Raw genomic sequence first — 20,651 nt, forward strand, 5'->3', positions numbered from 1 at the left:
AATGAAGGTACTGGTCACCGGGGGGAACTTTCTCAACCAAGGTGCTTATCTGATGCTCGTTGCGGCGGGCGTCGGCATCCGCAAGCACCTCGGTGCGCAGCCGGTTATCCCGGTACGGTTTGGCACACAACGGCAGAAGGCGTGGATCGGCTACGACACGCTGCTAGCCGAGGAGCGCGTCGGGTTCTTCCCGCGACTGGGTCGGGCCGTTGGGGGCAGCTGGCGGGATCGCCTTCCCTTCGTCACTGCTTCCGAAATCGACGCGGTGTTCGATATCACTGGATTCGCCTTCGGAGATCAATGGGCTGATGCTCCCTTAATGAGGCGGGCGCGCAACTACGAAATGTGGGCAAGAAGGGGCATTCCCATCTATATGCTTCCACAAGCATTCGGCCCGTTCGAGCTCACGGCGGAGCCGGCCAAGCTTGCTGTGCGGTCGAGTCGAATCGTCTATGCCCGAGACATGGATTCGTACGGGCACCTGCGCAATCTGGTCGGCGAGTCTGAACGGGCCAAGATCAGCACCTCGCCGGACTTCACGATCGGTGTCGAGGGGGCGCTGAACGCCGTACCTCGTCACGACGCCGGATTCGGTGTAATCGTGCCGAACTGGAACATTATGAAGAGGGCCGCTACTGCCGATCACTCGAGCGGCTATCTCGAGTGGCTCGTGCAAGCGTCGCGGGCGATGCAGCAGCATGGAATCAGGGTGGTGGGGCTCTGTCACGAAGGCCGGCATGATCGTGAGATCCTGGACAGGGTCCGTACTCACGTGCCCGATATGGAGGTGATCGACGGACTGAACGGGCAGGAACTCAAGGGAGTTCTCGGTGCGGCTTCCGTGGTGGTGTCCGGTCGGTACCATGCATTAGTCAGTGCGCTGTCCCAAGGAGTTCCGTCGATCCTGCATGGTTGGAGTCACAAATATCGCTGGTTGGCGGAGGATTTCGATTGCACGGAATTCCTCGCTGATCCCTACTCCCCTGGCGAAATCGTCGGCGAATTGATTGCCCGTGCAGTAGACAGTGAATCTCCTCGCGGACGCATCGTGATTGCGACCGATGCGTTGAAGGCACGCAACCTCGCGATGTGGAGTGAAATCGCGTCGGATCTGGGATGGAGCCGTCAGGCCAACATGGTGGCGGGAGGAATTCGTGGATAAGAAGGATGTCAAGGTTGTTCTCGTCAGGGTCAAGGAAGCGGTAAGGAGCACGTTCTTCCGTCGTGGCGGTCGCCTAGGTCGAGCGATGTACCGGGTTCTCGGCACGTCCCACAATCGAGAGATGAACGCGGTGTTCTCGGGCGCAGCCGAGTTCTATCGGGTGGACCGCAGTCGGGGGCAGCGATTCGCGCTGCGTCGACACGTGCACATGCTCGAAAAGGGGCTGTGCATGAGACCTCGGCGCGAGACGTTTGCGGTCGACTACATCGAGACGACGGTTGGCGACCTCCGTAAGTGCATGGCCGGAAACGAGCTCAGCGACATCGAACTCAAGTGGTGCTTCGACGTTCTCTCGGCGTACTTCGACGCCACGTCGACCTCGCCGAATGCCCGGATCAGGAGGGCGCGCGACGAATTCCTGGGTCTGGCGAGGCCGGAAGTGCCCATTCAGGAGAGTGCACCGTACGAGGTCGGTACGCTCCAGGATGTCGTGTCGATCAAGGCGCTTGAGGCGCTCGCCGTGAGCCGCACGTCCGTCCGGTCATACCACTCGAAGCCCGTGGACAGGGGCGCAATCGACAGGGCGTTGATCGTTGCGCTTGAGTCACCCTCGGCCTGTAACCGCGTCCCATGGACGATGCGGATCATGGACAATCCCGAGGACGCACGGCTCGTCGCCGGAGTGGCGATGGGAACCGCGGGGTACTCGGAGCAGGTGTCCAATGTCGCGGTGCTGGTGGGCAATCTGGGGGCGTATTCGAATGAGCGCGACCGACACCTGATCTATATCGACGGATCGCTGGCAGCCATGTCCTTCATCCTCGCGTTGCAGGCGCAGGGAGTTTCGTCGTGCTGCGTGAACTGGCCCGACATCGGCACGCGCGAGAAGAAGATGGCGTCGCTCCTCGGACTTGAGCAGCACGAGCGCGTCGTCATGCTGATTCTGTTCGGGTACGCCGACGAACAGGGACTGACACCCTACTCGGGGAAGCTTCCCGTCGACGCGATTCGAACCTTCGGGTTGCCCTCGGGCAGAGCGTGACCCAGGCTTAGACCCGGAGCTGCGCTGGTTCGACCAGTCGGGCCGGACCAATCAGTTGGTAGCCATCTGCAGCGAATTCAGCCTCCCGCAGCAGATTCGGTTCTCGCCGGGGTTCGATTGGCTGAGTCTGCCGGAGCTTCAGAGGCGTATGAGTTTCCGCTCGAGTCTCCGACTTCGGTAACCGTGCTTTGGTTCATTGGCAGCACGTTAGCTGTCAAGGTGAGTTGATCGGAGTGCTCGATGCGGATTGCAGATTGCGGGCTGCCCAAAACCGTGTTTCCCCGGAGTATCCCGAAACTAGAGTTTTGGACTAGAATCCCGTGCGCCGCAGGGTTGTGGATCACGCATGTGGATATGGTGAATCTGTTTGCTTCGGAGACGGTGATTCCAGGTCCACTTCCGGGCTTCTGATCGGTCATCAGAATGTTCTCCAATATAAGGTCTGTGTGGTTCCTGGATTTTCCGGATGCCCATACCGATTGGCCCTGGATATTTCGAACGGAGACGTTATCGAGTGTGAGTTGATCGATCCCCGACGCCCTGATGCCCGTTCCAGGCCCACCGGAATTATCGATACTGATGCTACTCAGTGTGATGCCGTAGACCTTGTCATCCTCGCTGGATTCGTCCAGCATTCGAATCGCATCGTGTCCAGTGTTCAGTGCGGGCTGAACAATGCTTACGTTGGTGATGTGAATGTGGCGAACCGCAGCATTCTGTGCCTTGGACTTCGCGTGAATCTTGATGGCGGAAGCCATCGTGGAGCTGAGGCTGCAGTTGGTTACATTGACATTCTCGAGCACGGTGTTGTCCGGTGCTTCGACGGTCAACGCCAAGGCGTCATCTCCGGATTGGATGTGACAGTCGGAGATGTTGTAGTTGCTCCCGCCGTAAAGATGGAGACCATCTTCGCCGTGGTGACTGCTGCCGGACCACTGCAGGCGAGCAATAGATACATTGTTGCAGTTCTTGAGGACAGCCATGAAGTCCCCAGCTGCTCCTTCGATTGTATTGTCGGAGATACGCAGTCCGGAGACGTTGACGAATCCGAAATGTTTGCCGGCATGGTGGGGGGCAATCCGCAGGATTCCGCCGATGATCGTGATGTTGTGGTTCCCCTTTTCTTGGTCGGTGTTCACGATGGTGGCGCCTCCGTTACCACCGGCGCTGTGACCTCGGATCAGGGTGCATCCCGACAGATCGAGTCTGGTGTCTGATGGTACGAGGAGTTGAGTGCTCGTGGTATGAACGCCGGAAAGCGCCTTCGTCCCAGTGTCTGTGCGGTCCCTCAGCCACGCGTTGATGTCGTCGGTGCTGGTCGACTCGTCGACATGAAAGTGCCACCGAGTCTTTCGTGGAGGGGTCGTCAGGGAATCGAGAAGGGAGTGCCCGACCGTAGCTGAGACGATTCCTGCGGTCGCACCACCCAACGAGGAGAGGAGAATTGTTCGGCGATTCAGATTCATGGGTATGCCTTTGGGGCTTGGGGAGGTCACGGCGTTCGTCGGACCGCTGGCGTCACTAATCTGCGCTGAAGTCCATCGCCTTGAGTGAATCGGTGCCCGAGTTCAGCTGCATTCGGGAACATCGAGTTCGACGTCCGGCCGATCTACGAGGGGTTGGACTGGGACTTGCGCTTTTCCGGGGGTCGTCGGTTCAATTAGGTCATATTTGATCTCGACGCTACTGTCCATTGGAATTGGCACCTGCACGCTGTAGACGGGGTGCCCCAGTTCTTTTCCGGTGAAGTTCATGGCCGGGCTACCGTTTACGGTTACCTTGCCGAGCCTCGCGCCCTGGGTGGCGACCAGGGTTAGATCCGTTAGGTTCGCGCCGAACGGCGCCCCGACCGGGTTGTCGAACATGCCAGCCACGTAGTTGGTGTAATCCCCGGCAGGCAGGTCGTTGGTCAGCCGCACCGTGACCGTCGAGTCCCGGGTGTCGCCCTCGCACGAGCCTGCGGTGTACTCGATCTCGCGTCGCAGGTAGTAGTCGAGCTTGTTGCCGCCTAGATTGTTGACGACCACGCCCGCGTACGGTGCGGAAGTCTCGGGAACGGTGTGGCCGAGCGGTGTTCCCGCGAGGACGGCCTGCTCGTCCGGGTTGGCGCTCCACACCGCCAGCCGTCCTTCGCTCGCCCCACGGCCGAGGGCTTCCAGCAGGGCCTGCGGCCGGCTGATGCTGCCCGTCATCTTCTGGACTACTGCTGCCGCTACATCTTGCAAGTACTGCTTGCGCGCGGCATTGTTGTCTGCGAATCGCGAGTAGGCAGTCGATTCGGTCAGCTCGACGACGTTGTCGGCGGTGATCTTCTCGCCGTCCGGCAACGTCACCGGGCCGACCACCTCGAGGACGTAGCTGAGCGCCACCGGATCCGTGGCCACCGCGCCGTCGACCCGCTCGCCCGACTCCTGCTGCCAGATCGACTGCCAGATCTGCGCCGCGTACGGGAAATGGGAGCTGACATTGCTGTTGCGGAAGTCCATCGTCGGCCGGCTGTGCCCGTAGGTGCGGGCGAAGTCGGGTCCGAGGTCGATGGGCTGGTAGTTCGTGCGAAGTTCCCGGTTGCTCGCCAGGTCGTCGACCCGCACCGCACCGTCGGCCGCGCGCACGATGCCGAACCCGCCGAGCAGGCCGCCCGTGCCCCGGGCCTCCGCATTGGTCTGGAAGCCGATGAAGTAGCTGCGCGGCCCGTCGGCGCCGAGCATGGCCGGCGCGATCTGCGCGGCGGTGGCCGTGTTGGTGAGCAAACCGGACAATTCGGCTGTCTGGTCCTGCAATTGGACGCGGGCGTCGTCGACCGGGCCGAGGTAGGTGCCGTCGATGTTCTGCGCGCGCGCGTCCAGATCGGCGGCCGCCGCCGCGGTGGTCTCGAGGACGGGGGCGGCGTCGCGCAGTGCGGCGAGGTTGATGCGGGCGCCGTCGAGGATCAGCTGATCGGGGGAGACGGCCGAGCCGGCGTCCACGGCAGGCACCAGAACATCCGATGTGAGGCCTGTCACAACGTCGCTCATCTGCTGGCTCGAGGCGAAGGGACTGCCGAGCCAGGGGATCGCCGCGGCGATGCTCCACGGCAGCGAGTGGGTGGAATCCTGGGCCTGCTTCGCGTACTTGTCGGCGTCGCCGGCGGTGCGCAGGGCCGTGTCGGTATCACCCGCCAGCAGAGCCTCTTTCGAACTGGTGGCATACTCCCGTGCCTGTTCGAGGCTCGACTTCGCCTGCAGTCCTTCGTAAGCCAGCCAGGTGCCGAGGCCGACGACGACGACCGCTCCTGCGGTGCAACCGATCGCGACGGTCCGGCGCTTGTAGCGCTCGGCGGCGATCTGCTCGTCGGTCTTGCGTCGGCGCACCTTGCGCCGCCGTGGTTCCGGCGAAAGTGACTCGTCGGTAACATCGTTCACGCGGTCAAACCCCCTTCGATTCCTCCGCGGCGACCATATCCGAGAAACCGGTCGGATGGTCGGTTCGAGTGGTGAGGAACGCTCGGGATCGTTAGGGTCGATGTATTCGACGGTGATGGATGCAGGGAGGCGTCCACGCCGTGGTCGATCGAGGGGTTCCACTGCACGCCCGTCGGTCTCGAGGGAAAACGAGGGGGTGCGGTGCCGTCTTTTGCCATGTCCACGAGTCAGCGTGGACTGTGGTTTGCTCAGCAGCTCACCCCGGACGTCCCGTTCACCATCGCCCAGTACCTGGACCTGCACGGCCCGCTCGACGCGGACCTGATCCGCGCGGCCTGCAACCAGGCCGCCCGCGAGGTCGAATCCGGCACGCTGTTCCTCGAGATGGTCGACGGCGAGCCGTGGCAACTGGTGATTCCCGACGTCGACGACTACCCCGGTTACCTGGACCTGCGCGGCGACGACGACCCCGAGGCCGAGGCGCGACGGTGGATGGACGAGACCTACACCCGTCCGCTCGACCCGCTGCGCGACCGGCTCATTGCCACCACGCTGATCCAGCTCGCCGACGAGCACTTCTACCTCTTCACCTACATCCACCACCTCGCCCTCGACGGGCACGGCGGGATGGTGATGCTCGGCCGCAGCGCCGAGCTGTACACGGCGTGGGCGCGCGGGGAGGCGCCGGCGCCGCTCGCGGCGATGAGCCTCGAGCAGATCGCCGAACACGAGCTCGCCTACGTCGGCAGCACCAGGCAGGCCACTGACCGCGAGCACTGGAGGCAGCGCCTGGTGGACCTGCCGCCGCCCGTCACGCTCGCCGCCGGCTCCGCCGCCCCCTCGATGCCGTGCCGACACGTCGGTGCGGCGCTCACCGCCGAGGTGACCGACGCCGTCGCCGAGCTGGCCCGCGACGCCAACTCCACCGACGTCCCGATCGTCGTCGCCGCCTTCGCCGCCTACCTGGCCCGCATGACCAGCACCGCCGACGTCGCGCTGAGCCTGCCGGTCTCGGCCCGCACCACCGCGCCGCTGCGCCGCTCGGCGGGCTCGATCTCGAACATCGTGCCGCTGCGGGTGGGCGTGGAACCCGGCGTCACCGTCGCCGAGCTGGTGCGGCGCGTGCAGGTGGAGCTGACCGGGGCGCTGCGGCACCAGCGGTACCGCTACGAGGACATGCTGCGCGACCTGCACGCCGTCGGCGATCACCGGGAGACCCGCAGCGCGTTCGGGCCCGTGGTGAACCTGATGATATTCAACCCGGAGTACGCGTACGGCGACGTCTCGGGCGACTACAACCTGCTCTCCACCGGTCCGGTCGACGACCTGTCGGTGAACGTGTACGCCGGGATCGCCGGGCGCAGCACGCGGGTGGACTTCGAGGCCAACCCGCGCCGGTACGGCGACGAGGCGCTGACCCGGCACCACCGCCGGTTCCTGGACTTCCTCGGCGCGTTCACGCGGTCGGCCGACCGGGCGGTGGGCGACCTGCCGCTCGCGGCGCCCGGCGAACTCGCCGGCCTCGTCCCCGCGCGTGGCCCGCACGTCGAGGGCGTACGCCTGCTGCCCGACGTGCTCACCGCGCACGCCGGCTCGGACCGCGTCGCCGTGCGCGACGGCGCCGTCGCGCTGGCCTACCGAGAGCTGGACGAGCGTTCAACTGCGCTCGCGCGCAGGCTGATTGCGTGCGGCGCGGGACCCGACGACCGGGTCGCGGTGCTGCTGCCGCGCTCGGCCGGCTCGGTGGTCGCGCTGTGGGCCGTCGCCAAGGCCGGCGCCGCCTACACCCCGATCGAGCCGGGCACCCCGGCGCTGCGGCTCGCCGAACTGCTGCGCGACGTGCCCGTCGCGGTGTGCGGCGACGACGTCGCCCTGCCCGACGGCGTGACCCGCGTGGGCCCGGCCGACGGCGAGACGTCGTCGGCGCCGTTCGACGCGGGCGAACGGCGGCGCCCGCTGCACCCCGACCACCTCGCCTGGGTGATCCACACGTCCGGCTCCACCGGCACCCCCAAGGCCGTCGCCGTCAGCCACCGCGGGCTCGCGGGCCTCGTCGCGACGCTGCGGGAGCGGTACCCGGCCGACGCCACGTCGCGCGTGCTGCACCTGGCTGCCCCGAGTTTCGATGCGTCGCTGCAGGAACTGCTGCTGGCCTTCGACGCCGGCGCCACCCTGGTGGTCTGCCCGCCCGACGTGGTCGGCGGACCGGACCTGGCCGCGCTGCTGCGCGAGCAGGCCGTCACCCACGCGATCACCGCGCCCGCCGTCCTGGCCGTCACGCCCGAGGCCGACCTGCCGGCGCTGCGGATGCTCGACGCGGGCGGCGAGGCCCTGGCGGTCGACGTCGCCGACCGGTGGTCGCGCGGGCGCACGATGCTCAACGCGTACGGGCCCACCGAGACCACCGTCCTCGCCATGCTCAGCGAGCCGCTGCGGCCGGGTGGGGGAGTGCCCATCGGTGCACCCGTCCACGGCGTGACGGCCGTCGTGCTCGACGCGCGGCTGCACCCGGTGCCCGTCGGCGCGGTCGGCGAGCTGTACCTGGGTGGGCCGGCCGTCGCGCGTGGATACCTCGGCGACCCGGCGCTGACCGCGGCCCGGTTCGTCGCGTCGCCGTTCGGCCGCGTGTACCGCACAGGAGACCTGGTGCGCTGGAGCCGTGCGCGTTTCTGGTCGTCGGAGCTACCAGAAACGCGCACGGGCGGCGGGGACGTCCTGGAGTTCGTCGGGCGCGCCGACCGGCAGGTGAAGATTCGCGGCTACCGCATCGAACCTGGCGAGGTCGAGGCGGCGCTCACGGGTCTCGGCGACGTCGCGAGCGCGGCCGTCGTCGTCCACGGCGACACCCTCGCGGCCTACGTCGTCGGCGACGTCGAGCCCGACGACGTGCACGTCGGCCTCGCCGAGCGCCTGCCCGCCTACCTGCGGCCCGCGACGGTCACCGTGCTCGACGCGCTGCCGCTCACCCCGGGCGGCAAGATCGACCGTCGCGCCCTGCCCGCCCCCGCGGTGGACACGGCCACCGGCTCGCGGCCGCCGACCGGCCCGACCGAGACGCTCGTCGCGCAGCTGATGTGCGAGATCGTCGGCGTCGACTGGGTGGGGGCCGACGCGAACTTCTTCGCCCTCGGCGGGCATTCGCTCGGCGCGGCACAGCTCGCGGCGCGGCTCGGGGCCGCGCTCGGCCGCGACGTGCACCTGCGCGACGTGTTCGACCATCCCACCGTCGCCGGACTCGCCGCGGCCGTCGACGCCGGACCGGCCGCCGCGATGCCCACGCCCACGCGCTCGGACGACGACACGCCCGCGCCGCTCGCCCCCGCCCAGCGACGGCTGTGGCTGCTCGCGCAGGGCGACACCGCCGCCTACCACCTGCCGTTCGCGCTGCACCTCGACGGCACCCTCGACGTGGCCGCGCTGTGCGCTGCGCTCGGCGACGTCCTCGACCGGCACGAGATCCTGCGCACCGTCTACACCGAACCCGGCCCGCGGCAACGGGTCCGGCCCGTGGCCGAGGTGCTGCCCGCGCTCGACGTCGAACCCGTCGACCCGGCCGACGTGGACGCCCTGATCGCCGAGTGGGCCGCCGCACCGTTCGACCTCGCCACCGGCATCCCGCTGCGGGTGCGGCTGCTGCGCGTGGGCCCGGACCGGCACGTGCTCGCCGTCGTCGCCCACCACATCGCCATGGACGGCGCGTCGTTCGTGCCGCTGACCCTCGACCTCGCCGCCGCCTACACCGCCCGCGCCGACGGGCACGGCCCGCGGTGGGAACCGTTGCCGCTGCGGTACTCCGACTACGCCCGCTGGCACCGCGCCCTGCTCGGCGACGCGGACGACCCGGACAGCCTCGCCGCCCGCGAACTCGCGCACTGGACCACCACGCTCGCCGGGCTGGGCGAGGCGCCGACCCTGCCCACCGACCGTCCCCGCCCTGGCCGCCCCGGACCGGCCGAATCGCTCGAATTCGCCGTCCCCGCCGCGCGGTTCGAGGCGCTGCGCCGCCTGGCCGCCGCGCACGACGCCACCGCGTTCATGGCGGTGCACGCCGCCGTCGCCGTGTGGCTGTCGGCGTGGACCGGGGGGCGCGACGTCGCCGTCGGCTCCGGCACGGCCGGCCGCGAGCACCCCGACCTCGAGCGTCTCGTCGGCATGTTCGTCGGCACCGTCGCGCTGCGGCTCGACGTGGACTCGGCCGCGTCGTTCGCCGAGCTGCTCGCCGCCGCCCGTCGCGCGGACCTCGACGCCTACGCGCACGCGACGGTGCCGTTCGACCGCGTCGTCGATGCACTCGGGTTCGCCCCGTTCCAGGTGATGCTCGCCTACGACAACGTCGCCGTGCCCGACCTCGCGCTGCCCGGCCTGGCCGTGCGCGCCGAGGAGATCCCGTCCGGCCGCGCCCGGTTCGACGTGGAGATCGCGGTGCGCGAGCTGCCCGACGGCTCGCTGTGCGGACGGGTGATCTACGACGGTGCCCTGTTCGAGCGCGCGACGGTCGCCGCCGCGGTGGCCCGCCTGCACGCGGTGCTCGACGCGGCCGTCGCCGCGCCGCAGGCACCCGTCGGCGATCTCGAGCTCGGCGCCCCCGAGGTCGTCCTGGCAGACCCCGGGCCGGTCGCGACCCTGCCGGAGCTGCTCGCCGCGCACCCGCTGCGGGTGAGCGCTCCGGGCGGCGCGCCGGTCGAGTTGATCCCGGCCGCAATACCGTTGGCGTGGCATCTGATCGAGCGCGGTCTCGGTCCGGAGGATCGGGTGGCGATTCTGTTGCCGCGGTCGGGGGACTCGGTGCGTGCGGTGGCCGCCGTCGCGCTGACCGGGGCGGCGTTCGTGCCCGTCGACCCCGCGCAGCCCGCGGTGCGGATCGCCCGGATCCTCGCCGACGCCGGGGTGCGGCACGTCGTCGCGCGGCCCGGCACGTCGCTGCCCGACGGCGTCGCACTCGTCGACCCGGCCGCGGGATCCGCGCGGTCGGGCGAGATCACCGACGCCGACCGGGTGCGTTCGCTGCGGCCCGACCACGCCGCGTACCTCGTCTACACCTCCGGCTCGACCGGCGTGCCGAAGGGGGTCGTCGTCACCCACCGGGGGCTCGCGCCGCTCGTCGCGTCGCTGCGCCGCCGCATGGACCTCGACCCGCAGGCGCGGGTGCTGCACTTCGCGTCGCCCGCGTTCGACGCGTCGGTGCTCGAGTACCTCCTGGCCGCCGCGGCCGGCGGCACCCTCGTCGTCGCGCCGCCGGATATATTCGGCGGCGAGGACCTGCTGGAACTGCTGCGCGCCGAACGCATCACGCACTGGTTCTCCACCCCGGCCGTGCCTGCGCAACTGGACCCCGTGGGCCTGGACGCGCTGCGCGTGCTCGCCGTCGGCGGCGAGGCGTGGCCGGCCGAGACCGCGGCCCGGTGGGCGCCCGGCCGGACCATGCTCAACGTGTACGGGCCCACCGAGACCACCGTGCTCGCCACCGCCAGCGCGCCGCTCGTGCCGGGGGAGCGGCTGACCATCGGCACCGGCCTCGACGGCGTCACCGCGCTCGTGCTCGGCCCGCGGCTGCGGCCCGTGCCCGTCGGCGTGGTCGGCGAGCTGTACCTCGCCGGGCCGGGCCTGGCCCGCGGCTACCTCGGGATGCCGGGCCTGACCGCGAGCCGCTTCGTCGCGTCCCCGTTCGGCGGCGGTCGCATGTACCGCACGGGCGACAGGGTGCGCTGGAGCGGTGTGCCCTTTGGGCGGCCGGAGCAGCCCAAAGGACACACCGGCGGCGGAGCCGCCCTGGAGTTCGTCGGGCGGGTCGACCATCAGGTCAAGCTCCGCGGGTTCCGCATCGAACTCGGCGAGATCGACGCCACCCTCACCGGGCATCCCGCGGTCGCCGCCGCCGTCACCGTCGTGCGGGGCGAGGCGCTTGTCGCGTACGTACACGGTCCCGACCCCGCCCGCCTCGACCCGGCCGAGCTGCGGGAGTTCGTCGCCGCGCGGCTGCCGCGGCACATGGTGCCCGCCACGGTCACCGTCCTCGACGCGCTGCCGCTCACGAGCACCGGCAAGGTCGACCGCGCCGCGCTGCCCGAACCCACCGCGGACCCGGACCGCCCGAGCACCGGATATCGCAGCGCCGCCGAGGAACTCGTCGCCGGTGTCGTCGCCGCCCTGCTCGACGTGCCCGCCGTCGCCGCCGACGACGATTTCTTCGCGCTCGGCGGCAACTCGCTGCTCGCCACCCAGCTCGCCGCGCGCCTCGGCGCGGTCGCCGGCCACCGCGTCGGCGTGCGGGAGATCTTCGAGCACCCCACCGTCGCCGGCCTCGCCGTCGCCGTGTCCGATCCGATTGCCGGCGAACGCCTTCCGCTGCTGCCGACCGACGACACCGGTCCGGTGCCGCTCGCGCCGGCGCAGCAGCGGATGTGGCTCGCCAACCGGCTCGACGTCGCCGACGCCGCCCCCGGCGACCACGTCGCGTTCGCCGTCGACCTCGCCGCCGGCACCGACCTCGACGCCCTCGCGGTCGCCGCCGCGGACGTGATCGCCCGGCACGCCGTGCTGCGCACCGTCCACCCCGACGGCCCGGCCGGGCCGACGCAGCGGGTGCTGCCCGGCATCGCCCTCGACCTCGCGCCACACGCGACACCCGCCGACCTCGACGACGCCCTCACCGAATTCGCCCGCACCGGTTTCGATCTCACCGTCGACCCGCCGCTGCGCACCCGCCTCTACCGCACCGGCGCCGGCTACACCCTCGCGGTGGTGCTGCACCACATCGCCGTCGACGGGCTCTCGCTGCTGCCGCTCGGCCGCGACCTCGCGCTCGCCTACGCCGCCCGGCGCGACGGGCGCACCCCGGCGTGGCCGCCGCTGCCCGTCACCTACCGCGACTACGCCCGCTGGCAGCACACCCTGCTCGGCGACCCGGCCGATCCCGACAGCCTCGCCGCCCGCCAGCTCGCGCACTGGACCCGCACCCTCGCCGGCGCCCCGCCGCTGCTGGCCCTGCCCACCGACCGTCCGCGCGGCGACGGTGACGGCGCTGCCGGGCGCGTGCGCTTCTCGGTGCCCGCCGAACTGCACGCCGCCGTCGACAAGCTGGCCCGCGCCCACGACGCGACGACGTTCATGGTCGTGCACGCCGCGCTCGCCGTGCTGCTCGCGACCCTGGCCGCCGCCGAGGACGTCACCGTCGGCACCCCCGTCTCCGGGCGGGTCGACCCGATGCTCGACGACGTGGCCGGCATGTTCGTCGGCACCGTCGCGCTGCGGCTGCCCGTGCCGGCCCGCGCGACGTTCGCCGAGCTGCTCGCCGACACCCGCCGCGTCGACCTCGACGCGTTCGCGCACGCCGACGTGCCGTTCGACCGGGTCGTCGACGCCCTCGGCGCCTCCGCGTCGCGGCACCACCCGGTCTTCCAGGTGATGCTCGCCTACGAGAGCTTCGCGCTGGAGGGCCTCGACGTGCCCGGCGTGACCGGGGTGCGCGAGATATCCACCGGCACGGCCCGATTCGACCTCGAGGTCACCGTCCGCGAGACCCGCTCCGACGCCGGCACCCCCACCGGGCTCGACGGGGTGCTCACCTACGACCGCGGCCTGTTCGACCACGACACCGTCGCCGCGTGGGCGCCGTTCCTGCTGCGCATCCTCGACGTGGTCACCGCCGACCCGGCCGTCGCCGTCGGCGGCATCGACCTGCTCGGCCCCGACGACGACGCGTCCGCGCCCCGGCCGGCCCCCGACACGGCGACGCTGCCCGCGCTGGTCGCCGAGCAGGCACGCCGCCGCCCCGACGCGGTCGCGCTCACCCACGGCGACGACACCCTGACCTACGCGCAGCTGCACGCCCGCTCCGGGGCGCTCGCCGAAATGCTCGCCGAGCGCGGGCTCGGCGTCGAGGACGTCGTCGCCGTCGCGCTGCCCCGCTCGCTCGACCTGGTGGTGGCGATCCTCGCCGTCGCCCGCGCCGGCGCCGTTTACCTGCCGCTGGACGTCACCCACCCGCCGGCGCGGCTGCGCGCACTGCTCGACGACGCCGCCCCCGCCGCGGTGCTGTGCGACACCGGGTTCGCGGTCGACACGGATGTGGCTATCCTGCACGTCGATGCGCCCGAGGTTCGGCAACGCCTGGACGCCGGCGCCGCATTCGACGCGGCCGTGCCCGCCGGTGCCGGCGCGTACCTGATCTACACCTCCGGCTCCACCGGCACCCCCAAGGGCGTGCTCGTCGGGCACGAGGCCGCCGCGGCGGTGTTCGCCGCCACCGGCGACTTCGGGTTCGGCCCGCGCGACGTGTGGACCCTGTTCCACTCCCCGGCGTTCGACTTCTCCGTGTGGGAGATGTGGGGGGCGCTCACCACCGGCGGGCGCCTCGTCGTCGTCGACCACTACACCGCCCGCGACCCCGGGGCGTTCGCCGCGCTGCTCGACAGCGAGGGCGTCACCGTCCTCAACCAGACGCCCACCGCGTTCGGCCAGCTCTCCACCGTCGACACCGCGCTGCCCACGCTGCGGCTGCTGATCTTCGGCGGCGAAGCCCTCGACCCCGGGCGGGTCCGGCCGTGGCTCGCGGACCGGCCGCAGGTGCGCGCGGTGAACATGTTCGGCATCACCGAGACCACCGTGCACGTCACCCGCGGCCCCGCCGCCGAGCCCGGCGTCGGGCGGCCGCTGCCCGGGCTCGACGTGCAGATCCTGGACCGGTCGCTGCGCCGCACCCCGCCCGGCACCGTCGGCGAACTCTACGTCGCCGGAGGCCAACTCGCCCGCGGCTACCGCGGCCGCCCCGGCCTGACCGCCACCCGGTTCGTCGCCGCGTCCGGCGGCGCCCGCCGCTACCGGACCGGCGACCTCGGCCGCCGCGGCCGCGACGGGGTGCTGCACCATCGTGGCCGCGCCGACGACCAGCTCGAGCTGCGCGGCTACCGCATCGAACCCGGCGAGATCGAGGCCGCCCTGCTCCGCTGCGACGGCGTCACCCAGGCCGTGGTGGTGCTGCGCGACGACCGGCTCGTCGCCTACCTCGTCGGCGGCTCACCTACCGGGGTGCTGCGCGAGCTTCGCCGCACCCTGCCCGACTACCTCGTGCCCGCCGCCGCCGTCGCGCTGGATGCGCTGCCGCGCACCGCCAACGGCAAGCTCGACCGCGCGGCCCTGCCCGCACCCGCCGTCGCCCCCACCGGCGGCCTCGCCCCGCACGGGCCGCTCGAGGAACTCGTCGCCGAGGTGTTCCGGGAACTGCTCGGCGCCGGGCCCGTCGGCGCCGGCGACGACTTCTTCGACCTCGGCGGCAACTCGCTGCTTGCGACCCGCCTCGCCGGGCGCCTCGCCGACATCGCAGACGTCGACGTCACCGTCCGCGACGTGTTCGACGCCGCCACCGTCGCCGACCTCGCCGCGCTGCTCGCCGCCCGCGCCGGCACCGGCCGTCGCCGTGCCCCGCTCGTCGCGGCCGGCGACGACGCCCCGGCGCCGCTGTCGCCGGCGCAGCAGCGGCTGTGGTTCGTCAACCGGCTCGACCCCGGATCCGGCAGCTACAACCTGCCGTTCGCGGTGCGGCTCGACGGCCGGCTCGACGTCGCGGCGCTCACCGCCGCCGTCGCCGACGTCCTCGACCGGCACCGCACCCTGCGCACCGTGTACCCCGACGCCACCGCGCAGGTGGTGCGGCCCGTCGCGCGGCCCGGACTCGAGCCCGTCGCCGTGCCCGCCGAGGGGCTCGACGAGTTCGTCCGCGAATTCGCCGCCCCCGGCTTCGATCTCACCCGCGAGACGCCGGTGCGGATGCGGCTGTACCGGCTCGCGCCGCGGCGGCACGTGCTCGCGGTGGTGGTGCACCACATCGCCGCCGACGAATGGTCGCTCACCCCGCTGCTGCGCGACATCGTCGACGCCTACACCGCCCGGCGCGCCGGGCAGGCGCCGCGGTGGGCGCCGCTGCCGGTGCAGTACACCGACTTCAGCCGCTGGCAGCGCGCCGGCGCCGACGGCCAGCTCGCGCACTGGGCGACCGTGCTCGCCGGCCTGCCCGACGAGGTGACCCTGCCCGGCGACCGGCCGCGGCCCGCGCGCCCGACCGGCCGCGGTGCCACCCACCGGGTGGCGGTGGATCCCGTCGTCGCCGAAGGTGTTTCGCGGCTCGCGCGGGACGGTCGCGCGACGACGTTCATGGTGCTGCACGCGGCGCTGGCCGTGCTGCTGGCCCGGCACGGCGCCGGCGACGACATCGCCGTCGGCACCGTCGTCGCCGGGCGCGGCGACCCGCAGCTCGACGCCCTCGTCGGCATGTTCGCCGGGACCCTCGTCCTGCGCACCCCCGTCGACCCGGACGCCACCTTCGCCGACCTGCTCGCCGAGGTCCACGCCCGCGACCTCGCCGCCTACACCCACCCCGACGCGCCGTTCGAGACCCTCGTCGAACGCCTCAACCCCGCCCGCAACCCGGCCCGGCACCCGCTGTTCCAGGTCGCCCTGTCGCTGCGCCGCCCCACCGTCGACACGTTCGAGCTGCCCGGCCTGACCGCGCGGGTGCTGCCGGTGGCCGACGAGCACGCCAACTTCGACGTCCAGCTCGTCGTCACCGAGACCGGCCCCGGCGTCGACCTCGAATTCGCCTACGCCACCGACCTGTACGACGCGGGCACCGTCGCCGCGTTCGCCGACCGGTACGTCGCGATCCTGCGGGCCGCCGTCGCCGACCCGGCCGTGCGGATCGGCGACATCGACCTGCTCACCGAGCGGGAACGCGCCGCGCTGGTCCCCGCCGCCGGCCCCGAGCCGGCCCCGGCGCGGACGCTGTGGCAGTGGTTGGCCGCCGGCGCCGCCCGCGGCGGCGACGGTGTGGCCGTGCGCGACGGCGACACCGAACTGACCTACCCGCAGCTGCTCGCGCGCGCCGACGCGCTCGCCGCCCGGCTGCACGCCGCCGGCGCCCGGCCCGGCACGGCCGTCGCGTGCGCGCTGCCCCGCTCGCTCGACTCCGTCGTCGCCGTGTGGGGCATCGCCCGGCTCGGAGCCGCCCCGATGCTCGTCGACCCCGCCCAGCCCGCCGCGCGGCTCGCCGCGATGCTCGGCGACGCGACCGTCGGCGTCACCGGCGCCGCGCACCGCGGGTCGCTGCCCGCCGCCGTGACGTGGCTCGACGTCGCCGGCTCCCACGGTGCCGGCTCCCACGGTGGCGGCTTTCACGGTGACGGTGTCGAGGTGGCCGACCCGGGCGCCGGCGCGCCCGCCTACCTGGTGTTCACCTCCGGAACCAGCGGAAACCCCAAGGGCGTCACCATCACCCACCGGGGGGTGAGCGCCCTCGCCGAGGACCTCGCCGAGCGGTTCGCCGCCGCGCCCGGCGACCGGATGTTGCACGTCGCGTCGCCGAGCTTCGACGCGGCGATGCTCGAGCTGCTCGTCGCGGGCACCGCCGGCGCGACCCTCGTCGTCGCCGGGCCCGACGCGTACGGCGGCGACGCCCTCGCCGACCTGCTCGCCGGCGAGCGCATCACGCACGCGTGCGTCACCCCGTCGGCGCTGGCGACCGTGCCGCCGCGGGCGCTGCCCGACCTGCGGGTGCTCATGCTGGGCGGCGAGGCCGTGAGCGACGAGCTCGTCGCCCGGTGGGGTGCGGGCCGTCGCCTCTACAACGGATACGGCCCCGCCGAGGCCACCGTCTTCGCCACCTGTTCGTCGCCGCTGGCGCCCGGCGCGGACGTCGTGATCGGCACCCCCGTGCGCGGGGTCCAGGCCGTCGTGCTCGACGAACGGCTGCGGCCCGTGCCCACCGGCGTGGCCGGGGAGCTGTACCTGGCGGGGGAGCGGCTCGCCGACGGGTACCGCGACGACCCGGGCCGCACCGCGACGCGGTTCGTCGCCGCCGACGGCGGTCGTCGCCGGTACCGCACGGGCGACCTGGCCCGCTGGGCCCGTGCGCGTTTCCGGTCGTCGGAGCTACCAGAAACGCGCACGGGCGGCGGGGTCGCGTTGCGGTTCGTGGGGCGCAGCGACGATCAGGTCAAGCTGCGGGGCGTGCGCATCGAACCGGGCGAGGTCGACGCCGCGCTGCGGACCGTGCCCGGCGTCGAGCAGGCCGCGACCGTCGTGCGCGACGGGGCGCTCGTCTCCTACGTCGTGCCCGCCGGCGTCGACGCCGAGGACGCGCGCGGGCGGCTGCGGCAGAGCCTGCCCGCCCACCTCGTGCCCGTCGTCGTCGTGCCGCTCGACGCGGTGCCGCGCACCGCGCACGGCAAGCTCGACGTCGCGCGGCTGCCCGCCCCCGACCTCGGCGGGCGCGACGAGCCCGGCACCGGGACCGAGGCGCTCGTCGCGCGGGTCTACGGCGAACTGCTCGACTCCCCGGTCGGCAGGACCGACGACTTCTTCGCCGTCGGCGGCAACTCGCTGCTCGCGACCGTGCTCGTCGGCCGGCTGCGCGAGGAGACCGGCGTCGCCGTGCCGCTGCGGCTGATCTTCGAGAACCCCACCGTCGAAGGGCTCGCCGCCGCGCTCGACGCCGGCGGACTCGACGTCGAGGCCGGGCCGGTGCCCGTCCACCCGCGCCCCGCCCGGATCCCGCTCAGCCGCGCGCAACGTCGCCTGTGGGGGCTCAGCCGCCTCGACCCCGACGCCTACCTGCTGCGCGCCGACGTGCGCCTGACCGGCCCGCTCGACGTGCCCGCCCTCGAGACCGCGCTCGGCGACGTCGTGGCGCGGCACGAGATCCTGCGCACCCGCATCGTCGTCGACGAGCAGGGTCCGCATCAGGTCCTGGCGGACCGTGGTGTCCATTGGGACCTCGAGGGGACCGAAACGACACCACGGCGCCTGCGCCTGACCGTGGACCACGCCGCGGCGGACGGGGCGTCGCTCGCGCCGCTGCTGCGCGACCTCGCCGTCGCCTACGCCGCCCGCGCGGCCGGGCAGGCGCCGCGGTGGGAGCCGCTGCCGCTGCAGTACGCCGACTACGCCCTGTGGGAACAGGCGCGCGGGATCCCGGAGGCGGACGCCGCGCACTGGCGGCGCGCCCTCGACGGGCTCGATCCGGTCGAATTACCCACGCAGGCAGGGTGTTCGGAGACGGAGTCGTCGGAGCAGGAGGCCGGGACCGTCGCGTTCGAGGTGCCCGCCGACGTGCGCGCCGGGATCGCAGAGCTCGCGCGGGCCCACGGCGCCACCGAGTTCATGGTGCTGCACGCCGCGCTGTCGGTGCTGCTCGCCCGCGTCGGCGCCGGACACGACGTCGCCGTCGCCGCCGTGGTCTCCGCCCGCCGCTGGGCGCAGGTCGAGGACCTCGTCGGCCCGTTCCTCGAGACCCTCGTGCTGCGCGCCCGCGTGGAACCCGACATGCCGTTCGCCGGGCTCCTCGCGCAGGTCCGCGACTTCGACGTCGCCGCCCTCGACCACGCCGGGGTGCCCTACGAGCAGATCCTCGCCGGCCTGCCCGGCCGCGCCCCGCAGGTCGCGCTCGCCCTGCAGGACTTCACCCTCGCCCCCACCCGGATCGGGGACCTCACCGTCGAGGCCGAGGAGATCGTCCGCGGCGCACCGAAATTCGATCTGCAGTTCGCGTTCGCGCCCGCCGCGGACGGCTACGCCGGCACCCTCGTGCACGACGCGTCGCGGTTCGCCGGACCCACCGCGCGGCGGCTCGCGGACCGGTTCGTCGCCGTCCTGCGGCACCTCGTCGCCGCGCCCGGCACCACCGTCGGGGACCTGCCCGTCGACCGTCCCGCCGCGCCGCTGACCGGCGCCGCCCCCGCCCCGGCCCGACCCCTGCCGGACCTGCTGCGCGCCACCGCCGCCGCGCACCCCGACCGGGAAGCCCTGCGCGAGGGCGACACCGCGCTGACCTACCGCGAACTCGACGCCCGCTCCGACGCGCTCGCCGACGAACTGCGCGCCGCCGGCGCCGGGCCCGGCACCGTCGTGCCCATCGACCGGCCCCGCGGCCTCGAGTACGTGCTGCGGCTGTGGGCGATCACCAAGACCGGCGCCGCGTTCACCGGCGCCCCCGACGCGGCCGGCCCGGCGCCGGCGAACGTCGCGTACGTCGTGTCGACCTCGGGCTCGACCGGGGCGCCCAAGCGCGTCGCCGTCACCCACGCCGGCCTTGCCCCGCTCGCTGCCGAGGCCGCCCGCCGCTACCGCGTCGGACCCGGCGACCGCGTGCTGCAGGGCTACCATCCGGCGTTCGACGCGGCCCTGCTCGAGATCCTGCTCGCCCACACCACCGGCGCGACCCTCGTCGTCGCCCCGCCGGAGGTGTACGCGGGGGAGGACCTGCAGCGGCTGCTGCGCGCGCAGCGCATCACCCACTACCTGTCCACCCCCGCGGTGCTCGGCACCCTCGACCCGCACGAGCTGCCCGACCTGCGGGTCGTCGCGTCCGGCGGCGAAACCCTGCCGCCGGCGCTCGCCGCCCGCTGGACCGACGGCCGGCACATGCTCGACGCGTACGGACCCACCGAGGCCACCATCGTCGCGACCCTCACCGACGTCGACGGCCGCGGCGGCATCGGCCGGCCCGTCCCCGGCACCGTCGCGCACGTGCTCGACGCCCGCCTGCGCCCGGTGCCCGACGACGCCGTCGGCGAGCTGTACCTGGCCGGGGAATCCGTCGCGCTCGGCTACCTCGGCGCCCCCGCGCTCACCGCGCAGCGGTTCGTCGCCGCCCCCGGCGGCACCCGCCGCTACCGCACCGGCGACCTGGTGCACCGCCGTCCCGACGGCACCCTCGCCTTCCGGGGCCGCACCGACCGGCAGCTCAAGGTCCGCGGCGTGCGCATCGAACCCGGGGAACTCGAGGCCGCCCTGCTCGCGCAGCCCGGCATCCGGCACGCCGTCGCGCTGGCCGCGGGCGGTGCGCTCGTCGCCTTCGCCGCCGCCGATCCGGGTGTCGAGCCGAGCCGCGTGCTCGCCGGGCTCACCGACGTGGTGCCGCCGCACCGCATGCCGACGCGGCTGCGGCTGCTGCCGGAACTGCCCACCACCGTCAACGGCAAACTCGACACCGCAGCCCTGCGCGACCTCGACACCGCCGGGGACGCGGCCGCCGACGACCGGCCGCTCACCGACG

The 20,651-nt window shown here is 72.4% G+C and carries 4 protein-coding genes and 1 pseudogene; 3 read left to right on the forward strand and 2 right to left on the reverse strand.

The features are described from left to right. Position 1: 1 nt before the first annotated feature. Both A4U64_RS03725 and A4U64_RS03730 read left to right on the forward strand, forming a co-directional pair. Positions 2-1,162 (forward strand): polysaccharide pyruvyl transferase family protein, encoded by a 1,161-nt coding sequence (locus A4U64_RS03725; RefSeq protein ID WP_065922196.1) that lies wholly within the window; start codon positions 2-4, stop codon positions 1,160-1,162. Further along, positions 1,155-2,204: a nitroreductase family protein gene (locus tag A4U64_RS03730; protein ID WP_065922197.1), complete on the forward strand. Its 1,050-nt coding sequence runs from the start codon at positions 1,155-1,157 to the stop codon at positions 2,202-2,204. The genes A4U64_RS03725 and A4U64_RS03730 overlap by 8 nt, the downstream gene beginning before the upstream one ends. A gap of 77 nt (positions 2,205-2,281) precedes the next feature. On the opposite strand, the gene A4U64_RS27615 is transcribed toward A4U64_RS03730, so the two are convergent. Together A4U64_RS27615 and A4U64_RS03735 are read right to left on the reverse strand one after the other, a co-directional pair. Further along, a complete protein-coding gene (locus A4U64_RS27615) occupies positions 2,282-3,343 on the reverse strand; it encodes a right-handed parallel beta-helix repeat-containing protein (RefSeq protein ID WP_158507577.1) in 1,062 nt (353 codons plus the stop codon). A gap of 429 nt (positions 3,344-3,772) precedes the next feature. Further along, positions 3,773-5,605 carry a DUF4012 domain-containing protein gene (locus A4U64_RS03735; protein ID WP_425540753.1) on the reverse strand — a complete coding sequence of 611 codons (1,833 nt, stop codon included), beginning with the start codon at positions 5,603-5,605 and terminating at the stop codon, positions 3,773-3,775. Between the two features lie 216 nt (positions 5,606-5,821). On the opposite strand from A4U64_RS03735, the pseudogene A4U64_RS03740 reads away from it, so the two are divergent. After that, a pseudogene (locus A4U64_RS03740) lies at positions 5,822-20,536 on the forward strand (amino acid adenylation domain-containing protein); the annotation flags it as partial. Positions 20,537-20,651 lie beyond the last annotated feature (115 nt).

This window comes from Rhodococcus sp. WB1, from assembly GCF_001700945.1.
GTDB lineage: Bacteria > Actinomycetota > Actinomycetes > Mycobacteriales > Mycobacteriaceae > Rhodococcus > Rhodococcus aetherivorans.